16 protein-coding genes are annotated in these 16,400 nt (G+C 71.1%); 12 read left to right on the top strand and 4 right to left on the bottom strand.

Features of this window, described 5'->3' with window-relative positions:
* Positions 1-16 precede the first annotated feature (16 nt).
* The gene (locus tag OG992_RS17815) at positions 17-763 is read right to left on the bottom strand and encodes an SDR family NAD(P)-dependent oxidoreductase (RefSeq protein WP_266303788.1); all 747 of its coding nucleotides are present in this window, start codon (positions 761-763) and stop codon (positions 17-19) included.
* 159 nt (positions 764-922) lie between these two features.
* Here OG992_RS17815 and OG992_RS17810 point away from each other — a divergent pair, with 159 nt between their 5' ends.
* Genes OG992_RS17810 through OG992_RS17790 form a run of 5 tightly spaced genes read left to right on the top strand, consistent with a single transcriptional unit; the run spans position 923 to position 8,299 of the window.
* Positions 923-2,218 carry an ABC transporter substrate-binding protein gene (locus OG992_RS17810; RefSeq protein WP_238671294.1) on the top strand — a complete coding sequence of 432 codons (1,296 nt, stop codon included), beginning with the start codon at positions 923-925 and terminating at the stop codon, positions 2,216-2,218.
* 1 nt (position 2,219) lies between these two features.
* Positions 2,220-3,137: a carbohydrate ABC transporter permease gene (locus OG992_RS17805; protein ID WP_238683732.1), complete on the top strand. Its 918-nt coding sequence runs from the start codon at positions 2,220-2,222 to the stop codon at positions 3,135-3,137.
* On the top strand, positions 3,134-3,955 hold the full coding sequence (locus OG992_RS17800) for a carbohydrate ABC transporter permease (protein ID WP_196920834.1): 822 nt from the start codon (positions 3,134-3,136) through the stop codon (positions 3,953-3,955). Before OG992_RS17805 ends, OG992_RS17800 begins: the two co-directional genes overlap by 4 nt.
* Positions 3,952-6,039 carry an alpha-galactosidase gene (locus OG992_RS17795; RefSeq protein WP_266303787.1) on the top strand — a complete coding sequence of 696 codons (2,088 nt, stop codon included), beginning with the start codon at positions 3,952-3,954 and terminating at the stop codon, positions 6,037-6,039. Before OG992_RS17800 ends, OG992_RS17795 begins: the two co-directional genes overlap by 4 nt.
* Positions 6,040-6,085: 46 nt before the next feature.
* On the top strand, positions 6,086-8,299 hold the full coding sequence (locus OG992_RS17790; RefSeq protein WP_266303786.1) for a glycoside hydrolase family 27 protein: 2,214 nt from the start codon (positions 6,086-6,088) through the stop codon (positions 8,297-8,299).
* Between the two features lie 126 nt (positions 8,300-8,425).
* On the opposite strand, the gene OG992_RS17785 is transcribed toward OG992_RS17790, so the two are convergent.
* Complete coding sequence (locus OG992_RS17785) at positions 8,426-8,905, bottom strand: helix-turn-helix domain-containing protein (protein WP_210785683.1); 480 nt, start codon at positions 8,903-8,905, stop codon at positions 8,426-8,428.
* Between the two features lie 211 nt (positions 8,906-9,116).
* On the opposite strand from OG992_RS17785, the gene OG992_RS17780 reads away from it, so the two are divergent.
* Positions 9,117-10,586, top strand: a complete 1,470-nt coding sequence (locus tag OG992_RS17780; RefSeq protein WP_238683726.1) for an MFS transporter — start codon at positions 9,117-9,119, stop codon at positions 10,584-10,586.
* Here the strand turns inward: OG992_RS17780 and OG992_RS17775 are convergent.
* On the bottom strand, positions 10,583-11,449 hold the full coding sequence (locus OG992_RS17775; protein WP_238683725.1) for an oxidoreductase: 867 nt from the start codon (positions 11,447-11,449) through the stop codon (positions 10,583-10,585). The genes OG992_RS17780 and OG992_RS17775 overlap by 4 nt on opposite strands.
* Positions 11,450-11,604: 155 nt before the next feature.
* Between OG992_RS17775 and OG992_RS17770 the strand changes: the two genes are divergently transcribed.
* Positions 11,605-12,486, top strand: coding sequence for a helix-turn-helix domain-containing protein (locus OG992_RS17770; RefSeq protein ID WP_266303785.1), 882 nt, complete (start codon positions 11,605-11,607; stop codon positions 12,484-12,486).
* A gap of 5 nt (positions 12,487-12,491) precedes the next feature.
* Here OG992_RS17770 and OG992_RS17765 read toward each other — a convergent pair whose 3' ends face one another.
* On the bottom strand, positions 12,492-12,941 hold the full coding sequence (locus tag OG992_RS17765; RefSeq protein WP_266303784.1) for a helix-turn-helix domain-containing protein: 450 nt from the start codon (positions 12,939-12,941) through the stop codon (positions 12,492-12,494).
* Here OG992_RS17765 and OG992_RS17760 point away from each other — a divergent pair, their 5' ends adjacent.
* The 5 genes from OG992_RS17760 (at position 12,942) to OG992_RS17740 (ending at position 16,395) form a co-directional block, all read left to right on the top strand.
* The gene (locus OG992_RS17760; protein ID WP_266303783.1) at positions 12,942-13,121 is read left to right on the top strand and encodes a hypothetical protein; all 180 of its coding nucleotides are present in this window, start codon (positions 12,942-12,944) and stop codon (positions 13,119-13,121) included.
* 147 nt (positions 13,122-13,268) lie between these two features.
* On the top strand, positions 13,269-13,811 hold the full coding sequence (locus OG992_RS17755; protein ID WP_266303782.1) for a TetR/AcrR family transcriptional regulator: 543 nt from the start codon (positions 13,269-13,271) through the stop codon (positions 13,809-13,811).
* 88 nt (positions 13,812-13,899) lie between these two features.
* On the top strand, positions 13,900-14,931 hold the full coding sequence (locus tag OG992_RS17750) for a medium chain dehydrogenase/reductase family protein (RefSeq protein WP_266303781.1): 1,032 nt from the start codon (positions 13,900-13,902) through the stop codon (positions 14,929-14,931).
* Between the two features lie 289 nt (positions 14,932-15,220).
* A complete protein-coding gene (locus tag OG992_RS17745; RefSeq protein ID WP_238683720.1) occupies positions 15,221-15,394 on the top strand; it encodes a hypothetical protein in 174 nt (57 codons plus the stop codon).
* Positions 15,391-16,395 carry a glycosyltransferase family 4 protein gene (locus OG992_RS17740; protein WP_238683719.1) on the top strand — a complete coding sequence of 335 codons (1,005 nt, stop codon included), beginning with the start codon at positions 15,391-15,393 and terminating at the stop codon, positions 16,393-16,395. Before OG992_RS17745 ends, OG992_RS17740 begins: the two co-directional genes overlap by 4 nt.
* The last annotated feature ends 5 nt before the right edge of the window (positions 16,396-16,400 follow it).

Below are 16,400 nucleotides of genomic sequence, written 5' to 3'. Positions count from 1 at the left end.
GGTCGGTATCGATCTCTCAGGCCGAGGCTTTCACCGCTGTCCAGCCACCGTCCACCACGAGGCTCGCGCCGGTGACGTACGCGGCGTCCGGCGAGGCGAGGAAGGCGACGGTGGCGGCCACCTCGTCCGGTGTGCCGAAGCGCTTCGCTACGGTCTCCGCGATGCTGCGCTGGCGGTCCTCTTCGGACACGTCGGCCCAGGCGGCGGTGAGGATCGGCCCGGGCAGCACCGTGTTGACCCGGACCTGTGGGCCGTACTCGACGGCGAGTTGGCGGCCGAGCGCGACCAGGCCACCCTTGGCCGCGGCGTACGCGGGCCGGCCGGGCAACCCGACCAGCGCGTGCACCGAGGAGATCAGCACCACCGCGCCCGAGCGTGCCCGCAGGTCGTCAAGGCAGGCGCGGACGCCGAGGAACGAGCCGGTGAGGCTGACGCCGAGCTGGTGGTCCCAGGACTGCCGGCTGGTCTCGTGCGCCGGGGCGACCCGCACGGCGTACGCGGTGCTGACCAGGATGTCGACCGGGCCGAGGCGGTCCCGTACGGCGCTCACGGCGGCCGTCCAGTCGGCCTCGTCGCTGACATCGCCCACTACGGACAGTGCGCGGTCGCCTCGCCTGGTCAGCTCCTCGGCCAATGGCGCCGGGTCGGCCACGTCGAGCAGCGCGACCGCTGCCCCCTCGGCGGCGAGTCGCCGGGCGATGGCCGCACCGATCCCGCCCATCGCACCGGTGACCAGCGCGTTCTTGCCCTCAAGCCGGCGCATAAGCTGATCCACCTGGCCCTCGCCTTGGTCTCGTCTAATCATTAATTACGAAGATATCTTGACAGTCGGCGACGGCCGATGCAACCTTCTCGTCACAGCATTCACATGGTCGACACATCGCGCGGTGACGCTGAGTGTCGTAAAGGAAGGGATACCTCCGTGAGCGACTTCGACCCCGGTCGCCGGCGATTCCTTGGCCACCTTGGGCTCGCCGGCCTGGGCGCGCTCGGCGCCAGCTCGTTCCTCAGCGCGTGCGCCAGCTCCGCCAGCGGGCCGACCACGAGCAACGGCTCGGGCGCGGTCACCATCCAGTCCAACCTCTCCTCGCCGCAGGCCAAGGCGGCGATGGAGAAGCTGATCGAGACGTTCAACGCGCAGGGCAAGGGCACGGCCAGTCTCAACACGATCGCCTCGGAGACCTTCCGGACCCAGCTGCCGACCTACCTGACCTCGGCCAACCCGCCGGACCTCTACACCTGGTACGCGGGCTCGGTCGCCAACGACTACGCCAGCAAGAACCTGCTGCTGGACGTCTCCGAGGTGTGGAAGTCACTGGACGACTACCCCCAGTCGTTGCGCACGCTCTCCACCGACGCCAGCGGCAAGCAGATCTTCGTGCCGATGAACAACTACTGGTGGGGCTTCTTCTACCGCAAGTCCAACTTCGCCAAGTGGGGTGTGCAGGAGCCGAAGACCTGGACCGAGTTCCTGGCGCTGTGCGAGACGCTGAAGAGCAAGGGCGTCCCGCCGATCGGCATCGGCCTCGGCGACACCCCGTGGGTGGCCTCGGCCTGGTTCGACTACCTGAACATCCGGATCAACGGCGCGCCGTTCCACCGCGAGCTGCTCGCCGGCAAGCAGCGCTTCGACGACCCGAAGGTCAAGGCGGTCTTCACCCGCTGGCGCGAGGCCCTGCCCTACTTCGACCCCAAGGGCAAGGCGTACCCGTTCCAGGAGGCGACCACCGCGCTGCTGGCCGGCAAGACCGGCATGTTCCTGATCGGCACGTTCTTCGCCGACGCCGCACCCAAGGACGCGCTCGGCGACCTGGACTTCTTCCGGTTCCCGATCATCGACCCGGCGGTGCCGCTGGCCGAGGAGGCGCCGACCGACGGCTTCTTCGCCAGCGCGAAGACCGCCAACCCGACCGGCACCAAGGCCCTGCTCAGCTACCTCTCCGGGGTCGAGGCCCAGGAGGCGTACGTCAAGGCCAGCTCCGGCATCGTGCTGCCAGCCAACCCCAAGGCCAAGGCGTCGGACTCGCCGCTGGTGGTCAAGGGCAAGGCGATGCTGGACGAGGCCAAGGAGCTGACCCAGTTCTTCAACCGCGACTCCAGCGACGCGCTCCAGCCGACAGCGGACACCGCGCTGACCAAGTTCATCGACAAGCCGGACCAGATCGACGCGATCCTGCGGGAGTGGCAGGCCGGCGCCGAGAAGGTCTTCAAGGGCTGACGTGACAGCAACGATCTCCACGACCTCGGTCACCCCCACCCGGCGGCGACGGTCGGCTCGACTGTCGCCGCTGCTGGTGGCGTTCGTCCTCGTGCCGTTCGCTGTCGAGAGCGTCTGGGTCTTCTGGCCGGCGATCCAGGGCTTCTGGTTCTCCCTCACCCGGTGGGACGGGATGACACCGCCGACCTTCGTCGGCACCGACAACTACGTCGAGCTGGCCGGCGACGCCACCTTCCGGGGCGCGCTGGTCAACACGGTGATCTGGCTGGTGCTCTTCGGCGGCCTCTCCGTGCTGGGTGGCTTCGGCATGGCGCTCGTCCTGCAGAAGGAGCGGCGCTTTGTCGGCTTCTATCGGGCCGCGCTGTTCACCCCTGTGGTGTTCTCGCTGGTCGTGACCGCGTTGGTCTGGCGGGTCTTCTACCAGCCCGACGGCGTCGCCGACACGCTGCTGCGGGCCGTCGGCCTGGAACAGCTGATCCGGCCGTGGCTCGCCGACCCGCAGACCGCCCTGTACGCGGTGATCCTGCCCGCGCTGTGGCGGCAGATCGGGTACGTGATGGTGCTGTTCCTGGCCGGGTTGAAGGCGATCGACCCGGCCCTGCACGAGGCGGCCCGGATGGATGGCGCAAGCGCCTGGCAGCGGCTACGGCACGTCACGATTCCCCAGCTCAAGGGGGTCAACGCAGTGGTGCTGTCGGTCATCGTGATCGACTCGCTGCGCTCGTTCGACATCGTCTGGTCGCTGACCAAGGGCGGGCCGTACCACTCGTCGGAGCTGCTCAGCACCTACATGTACTCGACCGCGTTCCAGAGCCTGCGGCTGGGCTACGCCTCGGCGATCGCTGTCGTGATCTTCGTGCTCGCGCTGGCCGTCATCCTCGGCTACCTGGTCCGCGCGTTCCGGGAGGAAGCGTCATGAACAAGCTCCGTACCGGGGCCTTCCACACCGGCATGATCCTGCTCTCGCTGCTCTGGCTGGGCCCGGTGCTCTGGGTGGTGGTGATGTCCACCCGGTCGTTCGACGACATCGCCGCGCACGGCGTGGGCAGCCTGCCCCGGTCGTTCACACTGGACACCTACCGGCAGGCGTGGACCGACGGCGGCGAGCTGCGCGCGCTGATCAACAGCATGCTGGTCACCGTCCCGTCGGTGGCGCTGAGCCTGGGGCTGGCAGCGATGGCCGCGTTCGCGCTGAGCCGCTTCCGGATCCCCGGGCGGCGCACGATCCTGCTGCTGATGCTCGCCGGCAACCTGCTCCCACCGCAGATCCTGCTCATCCCGGTGGCCAAGTTCAGCGAGCTGACCGGCCTGTACGACACGCTCTGGGCGTTGATCGCGGTGCAGGTCGGCTTCGGGCTCGGCTTCTACACGTTCGTCCTGCACGGCTTCATGCGGGACCTGCCGGGCGAGATCCAGGAGGCGGCCACCATCGACGGCGCCGGCACGGCGCAGATCTTCACCAAGGTGATGCTGCCGTTGACCCGACCCGCGCTGGCCGCCCTCGGGGCGCTGTCGTTCACCTGGATCTTCAACGACCTGCTCTGGGCGATCACCGTGCTGCGTACCGATGACAACATGCCGGTCACCCCGGCGCTGCTCGCCCTCCAGGGCCAGTTCGTCTCGTCCTGGAACGTCATCGCCGCCGGCACCGTCATCGCGGCCGTGCCCACCGTCGCGGTGTTCCTCCGCTTCCAGCGGCACTTCGTCTCTGGCCTGGCGCTCGGAGCGGTAAAGTGACCGCCGAGGCCGGGCAGCGCTGGACGCTGCGCGGCACGCACACCGAGTACACGGTGACGGTGCCGGCGCACGGCCGCTGGCTGGAACTTGTCGCGTGGGGGCCGCATGGCGTCTCCGACGGGCCCTCGCCGGTCGCCTACGACGGCCCGGTCCCGTTCCTCACCGCCGGGGACGCGGCCCCCATCGAGTACTCCACCGATGCCGACCGCCCGTTCACCGGCGCCGACCTGGTGATCGAGACCTCGAACGGGCAGCGCCGGGTGGGCTTCGTGCACACCGACGCGCGGGTCAACGCCGACCAGCGGGAGCTGGCCGTCGAGTTCGCCGACCCGGTCACCGGGCTGCGCGCCACAGTGCACTACCGGGTGCCGGCCGGCACCGACGTGGTGCAGCGGTGGGTCGAACTGGCCAACGACGGCAGCGACGCGCTGCGGGTCGTCCGGGCCGGATCGGGCGGGTTCTGCGTACCGACGCCGCACGGCGCGCTGCTCAGCCACCAGTGGGGCCAGTGGGAGCAGGAGTTCCAGCTCTCCCACGTCGAGCTGGGCCACGGCACGTTCAGAATCGGCAGCTCGCAGGGCGTACCCGGGCATCTGCACGTGCCCTGGCTGGCCGTGCGTGACACGGCGGAGCCGGCCGGTCCGGCGTGGGGGATGGCGCTGGCCTGGACCGGCTCGTGGGAGATCAGCGCCGAGCGGGACACCGGCGGCCTGACCCGCGTCCGGGTCGGCCGCCAGCTGGTCGACGGCCCGCTGGAGTTGGCCGCCGGCGAGCGGTTGGCACTGCCGGTGACCACCGGGGCGTACAGCCCGGACGGCCTGGACGGGCTGGCCCGGGTCTGGCACGCCCACCAGCGGTCGCTGGCCGGCGACCGGCTCAGCCCCCGCCCGGTGCTCTACAACTCCTGGGAGGCGACCTACTTCGCGGTCGAGGCGCAGAGTCAGCTCGCGCTCGCCCGGATCGCCGCCGAGTTGGGCGTGGAGACGTTCGTCGTGGACGACGGCTGGTTCGTGGGCCGCGACGACGACACCGCCGGGCTGGGCGACTGGACGCCCGACCCGGCGAAGTTCCCGGCCGGGTTCGACACCTTCATCGCCGACGTCCGCGCCCTCGGGTTGAACTTCGGGCTCTGGGTCGAACCGGAGTGCGTCAACCCGAAGTCGTCCCTGTACGCCGAGCACCCAGACTGGGTCTACTCCGTCGACGGCCGACCGCTCACCCCGGTCCGCAACCAGTACCTGCTCGACCTGGGCCGGCCGGAGGTCGCCGAGTTCGTCCACTCCACGGTCGACGGCCTACTGCGCCGGTACGACATCGACTACCTGAAGTGGGACTTCAACAGGCCGCGTACCGAGCCGGGTCGGTCCGGCGGGTTGGGCCCCCTCGACCTGGACGGCGCGCACGTCGCCAACCTGCATCGGATCTACGAGCGGTTGCGCCGGGACCATCCCGGTGTGCTGATCGAGGCGTGTGCCGGGGGAGGTGCGCGGACCGACCTGGCGATGGCCGCCCGGGCCGACGTCTTCTGGCCCAGCGACAACACCGGCCCACTGGACCGGCTGGCCATCCAGTACGGCTTCCTGCACGCCAACGCCCCACACCTGCTCAGCTCCTGGGTCACCGACGCGCCCGGCCTGTTCGACACCCGCCCCCGGTCGCTGGCGTTCCGATTCGTCCTGGCGATGGCCGGTGTGCTCGGCATCGGCGCGGACATCCGGTCGTGGACCCCCGCCGAGCGGGCCGAGGCGGCCGGCTGGATCGCCCGCTACAAGGAGATCCGGGACGTCGTCACGCACGGCGAGGTGCACCTGATCGGTGGCCCCGACCAGGCCCGCTGCGCGGTGCAGTACTCCGCGCCGGACGAGAACCAGATCGTGGTGCTCGCCTGGCACACCGGTCGGCTCGACGGCGCGGGGCTGCTTCCGTCCCGCCCGGTCCGGTTGCCCCTTCGTGGCCTCGACCCGGCGGCCCGTTACTCGCACGGCGATCGGCACTACTCCGGCAGCCACCTCGCCACCGTCGGCCTGCCCGTGCGGTGGAGCGCGACCCACGACGCCGACCTCATCGTGCTGACCCGCGACTGAGTTCGGAGCACCACCACCCCCACCCCCGAGGGACAGGAGTACCTCCATGCGCCTGAACCGACAGCTGACCGCAGCCCTGGCCGTGCTCGGCCTGGGCCTGGCCAGCCCGATGCCGGCGATGGCCGGCCCACCCCACGCCGACCCGCCACCGGCCGGCCACGGACCCGGCCGCCCCGGTCACGCCCCGGCGGCCACCGGCGCCGAGGACCAGGGCGCGCCGACCTTCTTCAACAGCGGCCTCGCCCCGACGCCCTACCAGGGCTGGAACACCTACTTTGGTCTCGGTGGCGACCCCACCGAGGCCGAAGTACGGTCGGTCACCGACCACATGGTCAGCAGTGGCCTGCGGGACGCCGGCTACACCTACGTGTGGATCGACGGCAACTGGGCCGCGCCCACCCCGCGCAACGAGGCCGGTCAGCTCGTCGCCGACCCGGCCCGCTTCCCCGGCGGGATGGCGGCGCTGGCCGCGTACATCCACAACAGGGGGATGAAGGCCGGCATCTACACCGACGCGGGCCCGTACCTGCCGGGACAGTGTGGGCTCGGCAGCAACGGCCACTACCGGGCGGACATCGCCCAGTTCGCCGGCTGGGGCTTCGACGCGCTGAAGGCCGACTGGCTGTGCGGCCGGGCCGCCGGCCTCGACCCGGAGACCACCTTCCGGGAACTGGCCGAGGCGGTACGCCAGTCGCCCCGACCGATGCTGCTCAACATCTGCAACCCGGTCAGCTCGGACTGGGGCGGCGGCCCATACACCCCGGAGCAGCTCTCCACCTGGAGCTACACGTACGCGCCCACCATCGCCGACTCCTGGCGGACGTACACGGACGTGGGGCTCACCGACCCGTCCCCGCAGTGGGCGTACCCGTGGGTGCTGCGCAACATGGACGTCAACGCGTACCACCCGGCGGCCACCGGGCCGGGGCACTACAACGACCCGGACTACCTGCTGCCGATGCGCCCGCTGCCCGACGGCGGGTACGAGCTGAGCCTTGACGAGTCCAAGACGCAGCTCGGCATGTGGGCCATCATGGCCGCGCCGCTGGTGATCGGCTCCGACCCGCGTGGCCTGCCGAAGGAGATGATCTCGGCGCTGACCAACCCGGAGATCATCGCGGTGGACCAGGACCCGCTGGTCCGGCAGGGCGTCAAGGTCGCCGACACCGGCACCGACGCGCAGGTGTGGAGCAAGGTGCTCGCCGGCTCCGGCAAGCGGGCGGTCGCGCTGCTCAACCGGCACGACAGCGCCCAGGAGATCACTGTGAACTTCGCCGACGTCGCCCTCGGTGGGTCGGTCAGGGTCCGTGACCTGTGGTCCCGCTCCAACGTGGACGCCCAGCCGGGCACCCCCGGCGTACAGCCGTTCACCGGCTCGTACACAGTCGAGGTGCCGGCGCACGGGGTGGCCATGCTCGGCCTGACCGGCGCCGACCAGGTCGCCGGCGCCGACCTCGGTGGCACCGCCAGCGCCAGCCCGGCGCTGGTCCGGGTGGACGACACCCACGCCACCGCCTTCGTTCGCGACGCTTCCGGTGCGCTGGCCGTCAACACCCGCACCGGTACGACGTGGGGCACGCGCTGGACCTCGCTCGGCGGCCCGGTCGGCGGCCGGATCCTCGGTCAGCCGGCGGCGTACGGCTCCGCCGACGGGCGGCTCGACGTCTTCGTCCGTGGCACCGACAACGCCGCCTGGCAGCGCAGTTACGTGGCCGGCAGGTGGGGACCGTGGCGCAGCCTCGGCGGCACGCTGACCGACGCGCCGACGGTTGCCTGGACCAGCCCGACGCAGTGGACGCTCGTCGCCCGCGGTGCCGACGGCAAGCTCTGGTCGCGTACGCCGAACGCCGGCTGGACCGGCGTCGGGGCTCCGGAGAACCGGCCGTTCTACGGTCGGCCGAGCGCTGTCGTCGACGAGGCCGGTGTGCTGCACGTGGCGGTCCGCAGCCGCACCGACGAGGTGTGGTGGAGCAGCCGGACCGGCACCACCTGGTCGGCCTGGACCAACCTGGGCGGTACCACCAGCGGCAGCCCGACACTGCTCGCCACCTCCGGCCGGGTCTACCTGTTCGCGCTCGCCGCCGACAACCGGCTCTGGCAGCGCAACCTGGCCGACGGGGCCTGGGGCGGCTGGTTCCGACGCGGTGAGTTCGCCACCGACGCGTTCCGGGGTGCGCCCGGGGCCGCCGCCGGTGGCAACGGCAGCGCCTGGCTGGCGGTGCGTGGCGTCGACGACCGGGTGCACCAGGTCACCCTCTGATTCACGGTGGCGGGCCGTCGACCTGACGGCCCGCCACCCCGCCAGCGTGATTCGGCTGCCGCCTCGGCCAGCACCAACACGGCCTCCAGTGGTGGCAGTGCGGTGGTCCGGTCGTGGTCAGGGGTTTCAGTCGCGCCGGACGAGGCCCGGGCCGGCGATGATGTCGATGTCGCCGTCGGCGATCTCGTGGCCGGCGGCGCAGCGGAGCACGGCGCGGATCGGCTCGCCGCAGTCGTGGTGGGTGGCGACGACGGACGGGCCGGTGTCGGTGGCGGCCCAGGTGTCGCCCCAGTTGCGTAGTGCGGTGATGACGGGCAGGAGTTCGCGGCCCTTGCGGGTGAGTTGGTACTCGTGGCGGGTGCGCTGCCCGGGCTCCCGGTAGGGGATTCGTTCGAGCAGTTCGGCGGCGACCATCTCCTTGAGGCGGGCGGCCATGGCGGGCTCGCCGACGCCCACCCGGCGGACGAAGTCGTCGAAGCGGCGCGTGCCGAGCAGGGCCTCGCGCATGATCAGGACCGTCGACCTGCTGCCCACGATGTCCATCGCCCGGGCCACCGAGCAGTTTTCGCTCGTCCAGGAATCGCGATCGTCTCGGAGGTCCTCCATGCCCTCCAGCCTACCTGACTTGCGTAGATGCTAGCCAGGCGCTTCACTGGGTTGCGCTGACTTCAGCATACGCAAGTCAGATCACCAGCCTGAAGGATCTTCAGTGACGACCAGCGCCACGGCCCCAACCCCACCCGGAGCGACCCCAACCGGGAAGAACCCACCAGGACCGGCCGCGACCGCTCGTTCGTCGGTGCGTGGGTCCCGCCCGGTGACCCTGATCGCCATGTGCCTGGGCGCGATGATCACGTTCCTTCAGATCACCGCGACGGTCTCCGCGTTGACCACGATCCAGCGGGACCTGCGGGTCGACCCCACCACTCTGGTCTGGATCCCCAGCGCCTACACCCTGATGGTGGCGAGCGTCGTGCTGTCCGCGGCCACCCTGGGCAGCCGCTACGGGCGAAGGCGCATGTTCGGCGCGGGGGTCGTCGCGATGATCGCCGGCGCGGCCGTCGTGGCTGGCGCTCCGACCGTCGCGTGGGTGATCGTCGGGCAGTTGGTCGCCGGCCTCGGCGGGGCCCTGATCCTGCCGAACAGTCTGGCGATCCTCGGCGCGACCTTCACCGACCCGCACCGACGGACCGAGGTCATCACCGCGTGGTCGGCGGCGTCCGGCATCGGCCTCGCGATCGGCCCGCTCATCGCAGGCTTCCTGCTGCGGCACTACCAGTGGCACAGCGTCTACCTGTCGACGATCGCGCTGGGTCTGGTCACCCTCGTCGTCGCCATCGTCGGGGTGGCCGAGTCCCGGCCGAGCGCCGCCCGACTCGACGTGCCCGGCCTGCTGCTGGGCACCGTCGCCATCGCGGCAGCCGTCTACGCGCTGATCCAGGGCGGCAAGGTCGGCTACACCAGCCCGGTGGTGTCGACGGGCTGGGTCGTCGCAGTCGTCGCACTTGTCGCGTTCGTGCTGGTCGAGCTGCGGGCCAGCGCGCCAATGCTCGACGTGCGGCTGTTTCGGTCCGCGTCGTTCAGCGCCGTCATGGTCGTCGCCGCGGTGTCGCTGTTCGGTTTCACCGGTGTGGCGATCCTGCTGGTCCTCTTCCACGAACGTGCCCAGGCGCTCAGCCCGCTGGACACCGGCTGGCGGATGCTGGTGCTCTTCGGGGCGTACGTGCTGGTCGCCTTCGGTGCCGGGCGCGCGATTCGTCGTACCGGATTCAAGGCGCCGTTGACCCTCGGCCTGGTCCTCGGTGCGGTGGCCAGCTTCGCGCTGGCGAACCAGGGGCCGACCACGTCGTTCGGTGACCGCTGGGCGCTGTTCGCGTTGTTCGGGGCGGCCGGCGGTCTGGTGGTGGCCCCGGCGACGGCGGCGGCGTTGGCCAGCGTCTCGCCCGCCCAGGCCGGCATGGCCTCCGGCGCTGTCAACGCCGCCCGCCAGGTCGGCTCGGTGCTCGGCTCGTCAGTGCTCGGCACGCTCCTCACCACCACGATGGTGGCCGACCTGCCGGACCGGCTCGCCGCGCACCAGATCGGCGAACCCACCCGCACCGCCGTGCAGGCTGCGGTGGCCTCCGGTGCCAACGGCGGCCGACCACTGTCCGACCCGGTCCGGGCGGCGATCGCCGAGGCACTGACCTCCGGTGTCCAGGCCGGGTTGCGGGTCAACGGCGTCGTCTTCCTCGTCACCGCGGTGCTGGCGGTCACCCTGATCCGCAACCGGCCGCACCAGCACTAGGAAGCCAACGCGTCCAACTCCTCGACGGCGTCGGTCGGCAGTTTCAGGTCGGCCGCCGCCATGTTCTCCCGCAGGTGCGCCAGGCTGGAGGTGCCGGGGATCAGCACCGTGGTGGGGGAGCGCTGGAGCAGCCAGGCGAGGGCGACCTGCTGCGGTGAGGCGCCCAGTCGGGCGGCCACGTCGTCGAGCGTGTCGGACTGCAACGGCGTGAACCCGCCGAGCGGGAAGAACGACGCGAACGCGATGTTCTCCTCCGCGCACCTGTCGACCAGGGCGTCGTCCCGCCGGTTGGCGAGGTTGTAGAGGTTCTGCACGGTGACCACCGGCGCGATGGCCTGCGCCTCGTCGAGCTGGTCGAGCGTCACGTTGCTGAGCCCCAGGTGCCGGATCAGCCCTTCCTGCCGCAGCTCTGCCAGGGCGGCGAACTGCGCACCGAGCGGCGCGTCGCCGGTGCCCTCGGCCATGCCTACCCGCAGGTTGACCACGTCGAGCACGTCCAGGCCGAGGTGTTCCAGGTTCTCCCGTACCTGGGCCTTGAGGTCGTCCGGCTCCAGAGCCGGGATCCAGGAGCGGTCGGCGCCGCGGCGCGCGCCGACCTTGGTGACGAGGTGCAAACCCTGGGGGTACGGGTGGAGCGCCTCGCGGATCAGCTCGTTGACGACGACGGGCCCGTAGAAGTCGCTGGTGTCGATGTGCCGGACGCCCAGGTCGACGGCCTCGCGGAGCACGGCGAGCGCCTGTTCGCGGTCGCGGGGCGGGCCGAAGACACCCGGGCCGGCCAACTGCATCGCCCCGTAGCCCATCCGGCTCAGGGTGAGGCCGTCAGCGGGGGTGAGGGCACCGCCGGGAAGGTTCTCGCTCATCTCATCCTCTGTCCGTTGTCGGTGTGACATCTGCGGCCGTTCGGAACCGGCCCTTCGACGACTGTCCGCCGGGAGCGGCCCGGGCGGCAGGGCGAGCTGTTCCTGGTAGTGACACAGCCAGTCACCGGGCCGCCCGGCGATCTACCGTCGGTGGCATGGACGCAACGAACCCGCTCGGCGACTTCCTGCGCGCCCGCCGGGAGCAGACCCGGCCCGAGGACGTCGGGCTCGGCCCCGGCGTGGGCCTACGACGGGTGCCGGGACTGCGGCGTGAGGAGGTGGCGATGCTGGCCGGCATCAGCGCCGACTACTACCTCCGATTGGAGCAGGGTCGCGAGCGGCACCCTTCGGTGCAGGTCCTCGACGCCCTCGCCGGAGTGCTGCGGCTGGATCCGGAGGCGACCGCGTACATGATCGGGTTGAGCCGTGCGCGGTCGCGCCGTGCGTCCCGACCGGCCGCCGAGCGGGTCCCGGCCAGCATCCTGCACCTGCTGCGGCAGCTCTCCATGCCGGCCTTCGTGCAGAATCGCTACCTCGACATCCTGGCGTCGAACCCGATGGCGAGGGCGCTGTCGCCGAATCTCGCCCCGGGTGCCAACCGACTCCTGGCGGTGTTCCTGGACGAGGCCGAGCGAGAGCTGTTCCGCGACTGGCGGCAGGCGATGCAGGGCGTCGTGGGGCAGATGCGTGCCGACTCGGGCGGGGCAACCGACGACCCACGGTTGACGGCTCTGGTGGGCGAGTTGTCACTCAAGAGCGATTGCTTTCGGCAACTGTGGGCGCGCCACGAGGTGCGTCGGCGGGAGGGCATCGTCAGCCGGCTGCACCATCCTGAGGTGGGCGACCTCGACCTGTACTGCGACAAGCTCGCGGTGGCGGGCGCCGACGGGCAGCTACTGGTGATCTACCACGCCGAGCCCGGTACGGAGTCCGCCCGCTCGTTGGCGCTGCTCGGCTCGATCGCCGCCAGTAGCGCCGACGACACGCCGGACAGCCTCCGGCCCGGCGACCCGGCGCGCCTCTATCCGCTGGAGTGAGCCGGTCAGGGCCGCCGCGGGGCTACCTGGGTGGGGAGGTGGTCGTAGCGTTTGCGCATGGCCTCGCTGGCGGCCGGGCCGGCGGCGAACACGAAGTCGACGTCGTCGAGCGGGCGACCGGTGCGGCGGTCCACGATCACCGGGTCGGCCTCCACCCCGGTTGTCCGGTCAACGAGGATCATGCTGCGCTCGCTCGGATCGAGGCGTGAGTTACCCCAGGCGGCGAGGGCGACGACGACGGGCCGCAGGCTGCGGCCGAGGTCGGTGAGGACGTACTCGTAGCGGTCGGGCCTGGTCTGGTAACGGCGACGTTCGAGCAACCCCTGCCCGGTGAGGGTCTTCAGCCGGCTGGTCAGGATGCTGGACGACACGCCCAGGTTGGCCTGGAACTGGTCGAACCGGGTGTAGCCGTCGAAGGCGTCGTGCAGGATCAGCAGCGTCCACCACTCGCCCACGTGGCCAAGCGCACTGGACAGCGGGCATTCGCGGTCCTCCAAGCGGAGGACACTCCGGCCGGCACCGTGGTGACCGCGACGATCACCGGCGACTTCCCCGGCAGCCCGTTCGCCGGCCTCCGGTACCGCTTCAGCGACTACGACGACACCGCGATCCGGCAACTGCGCATCGCACCCTGACGACACGCCGCGCCCCCGGACGACCGCATCGCGCCCCTGACGAGCATCGCGCCCTCGCGACCGCATGGGCGCTGGTGGCCGAGCGGCGGACGGGATGGCAGGGCGGCGGACTTGACGACGCTTGTTTGTGAGTGCACACTTACAAACATGCGATCCACCGCCGAGGCCCGCCGGGTCACCGTCCTGAACACCGCAGTGTCGGTGTTCGCGCGCGCCGGCTTCCACGCCACCCCGGTCACCGCCGTGGCCGCCGCCGCCGGCATCTCCGAGGCGTACGTCTTCCGGCTCTTCTCCGGAAAGCTCGGCTTGTTCGTGGCGGCAGCGGGGGCGTGTTTCGACCGGATCGCCGACGCGATCGAGGCGGGTGCGGAGCGCGCCGGGGGTGACAGCCCGGAGGAGATCCTCGACGCCATGGGCGGTGCCTACGCGGAGCTGATCGCCGATCGCGACCTGCTGCTCTTCCAGGTGCAGGCGCAGGCCGTCACTGACATCCCGGAGGTCGCCGAGGCGGTGCGGGCCGGCTACCGGCGGGTCGCGACCTTCGTGCAGAGTCGGGCCCGGGCCAGCGACGCGCAGGTGCAGCAGTTCTTCGCGTACGGCCAGTTGTGTCACCTGATCGTGACCGCCGGCCTGGAGCAGGTCGCGGAGCCGTGGGCTCGCGCCCTGACCGCCGGCATTCGCCACCCCTGACCGACCCCGATGCTGGGCCGCCTCGGCGGCCCACTCTTTTAAACCAACAAGTGTGTGAGTGCACACTTACAAACAAGGGAGAACCCCGATGACCACCGAGACGACGATCACCGAAGTGGTACTGCCCGGCGTGGTGGAGCCCGACGGCCTCCTGCTGCACCGGCGCGCCATGCCCGTCCCCGCCCCGGGGCAGGCACTCGTCCAGGTCGAGGCCACCGGCATCTCGTTCGCCGAGCAGCAGATGCGCCACGCGCTCTACCCCGGCCAGCCGAAGTTCCCGTTCGTGCCCGGCTACGACCTCGTCGGCACCGTCCGGGCGGTCGGTCCCGGCGGCGACGACGCACTGGTCGGCACCCGGGTGGCGGCGGTCACCAAGACCGGCGCCTGGGCCACGCACGCGATTGTCGACATCGACGCCCTGGCCCCGGTGCCCGTCGGCCTGGACCCCGCCGCGGCCGAGACCGTCGTCGTCAACGGGGTGACCGCCTGGCAGATGCTGCGGGACGCCGACCTGACGGCCGGGCAGACGATCCTCGTGCACGGCGCGAACGGCGGCGTCGGGAGCGTGCTCGTCCAACTCGGCCGACACCTCGGCCTGCGGGTCATCGGCACCGCCGCCGAACGACACCACGCCGGGCTGCGCGCGCTCGGCGTCGAACCGCTCGACTACCGCGACCCGGACATGGCCGCGCGGGTCCGCGCTCTGTCGCCCGGTGGCGTCGACGCCGTCTTCGACCCGGTCGCCGGCCCGGGCGTACGCACCTCGTACGCCCTGCTCGCCCCCGGCGGCAAGCTGGTCGTCTACGGCAACGCCGCCGCCGTGGGCACCGGGCAGTCGGTCGCGTGGGTCTTCGTGAAGCTGCTGACCCGCCTCTACACCTGGAACGCGCTGCCCAACGGCCACCGGGCCGGCTTCTACAACTTCTGGGCCGGTCAGCTCACCCGCCGCGCCGCGTTCCGCCGTCGCCTGCGCACCGACCTCGGCATCGTGCTCGACCTGCTACGGCAGGGAGTGATCGTGCCGCAGATCGCCGCTCGCTACCCCCTCAGCGAGGTCTCCGCGGCACTGGTGTTCGCCGAGAACCGCAGCCGGGCCGGCAAGGTGGTGCTGGAGCCCTGACCTCCGGCCCGTCCAGGGCGCTGGTGCGGCGGGACGCCGCGAGGGCGTACGGTGAACATGTCGCCCGGGACCCCGGTGGCCGCCAGACGCCGTCGCCACCAGCCCGCCAGGGGCGTTACCGCTCATCTTCTCCATCGCCGCGACGTAACGGTCGTGTCGGCTGATCGCAGACCGCGTCCCGACCGACCGGCGCCGCGTCGCCGGTGTCCGGCGGTCGGTTGCCCGACGCGCGCACTTGGGTACACCCTCCGTGCGAATTGTTCCGAACGCCTTAACTAGGGAGTACCAGATGAGGATCGCCAGGGATCGGATCGTCGCCGCACTTCGCGACCGGGGCCAGCAGGCGCGGGCCGACTGGGTCGAGCGCGAGCTGCCGGAGCGCGTGGACCCGGCCAAGCACTCGGGGCTGCTCGCCACCCTGAACCTCAACCCAGCTGATCTCGTCGACGCGTCCTCCCCTTGAGGGTTGCGCTGCTCGGACCGGTCGCCTGGCGTACGCCCCCGCACCACTACGGCCCGTGGGAGCAGGTGACCGGCTTGCTCGCCGAGGGGCTGGTCAGCCGCGGGGTCGACGTGACGCTCTTCGCGACACTGGACTCCGTCACGTCCGCCCAGCTCGACGGAGTCTGCCCACGGGGGTACGCGGACGACCCTGATCTGGACGGTCGGGTGTGGGAGGCGATGCACGTCTCCCACGCGATGGCCCGCTCGGCGCAGTTCGACCTGGTGCACAGTCACCTGGACTGGCTGCCGCTGGCGTTCGCGGAGCACTGCCGCGCGCCACTGCTGACCACAGTGCACGGTTTCTCCGGCGCGGGGATCCTGCCCGCCTATGGCCGAGCCCGCTCGTCGTACGTGTCGATCTCCGACGCCGACCGGGCGCCGGAGCTGGACTACGTGGCCACGGTCTACCACGGCGTCGATGTCGCCGGACTGCCGTTCACCAATGAGGCCGGTCCTGGGCTGGCCGCCTTCGGCCGGATCCACCCGGACAAGGGCACCCACACCGCGATCGAGATCGCCCGCCGCGCCGGCCGGCCCCTCACCATCTGCGGGATCGTGCAGGACGAGCGGTACTTCGCTGAGCAGGTCGCCCCACACATCGACGGCGACCAGGTCATCTTCCTCGGGTCGGTGGGTCCGCGACGGCGTGCCGAGGTGCTGGGTGACAGCACCGCACTGCTGCACCCGATCGCCTTCGACGAGCCGTTCGGGCTGTCGGTGGTGGAATCGATGGTCTGTGGCACACCGGTCGTCGCCTACAAGCGAGGGTCCATGCCCGAGGTCGTCGACGAAGGGGTGACGGGTCTCCTCGTCTCCACCGTCGACCAGGCCGTCGAAGCGATCACCCAGGTCGCCGGCCTCGATCGGGTGCAGTGTCGGGCGCTGGCGTTGAAGCGCTTCAGCGCGGACCGGATGGTCACCGACTATCTCGCCGTCTACGACAAGCTCGTCGGCAACTGACTGAA

The sequence above is a fragment of the Micromonospora sp. NBC_00362 genome (assembly GCF_026342155.1).
GTDB lineage: Bacteria > Actinomycetota > Actinomycetes > Mycobacteriales > Micromonosporaceae > Micromonospora > Micromonospora hortensis.
The sequence above is the reverse complement of the archived record's forward strand: the minus strand, read 5'-3'. Positions and strand labels throughout refer to the sequence as shown.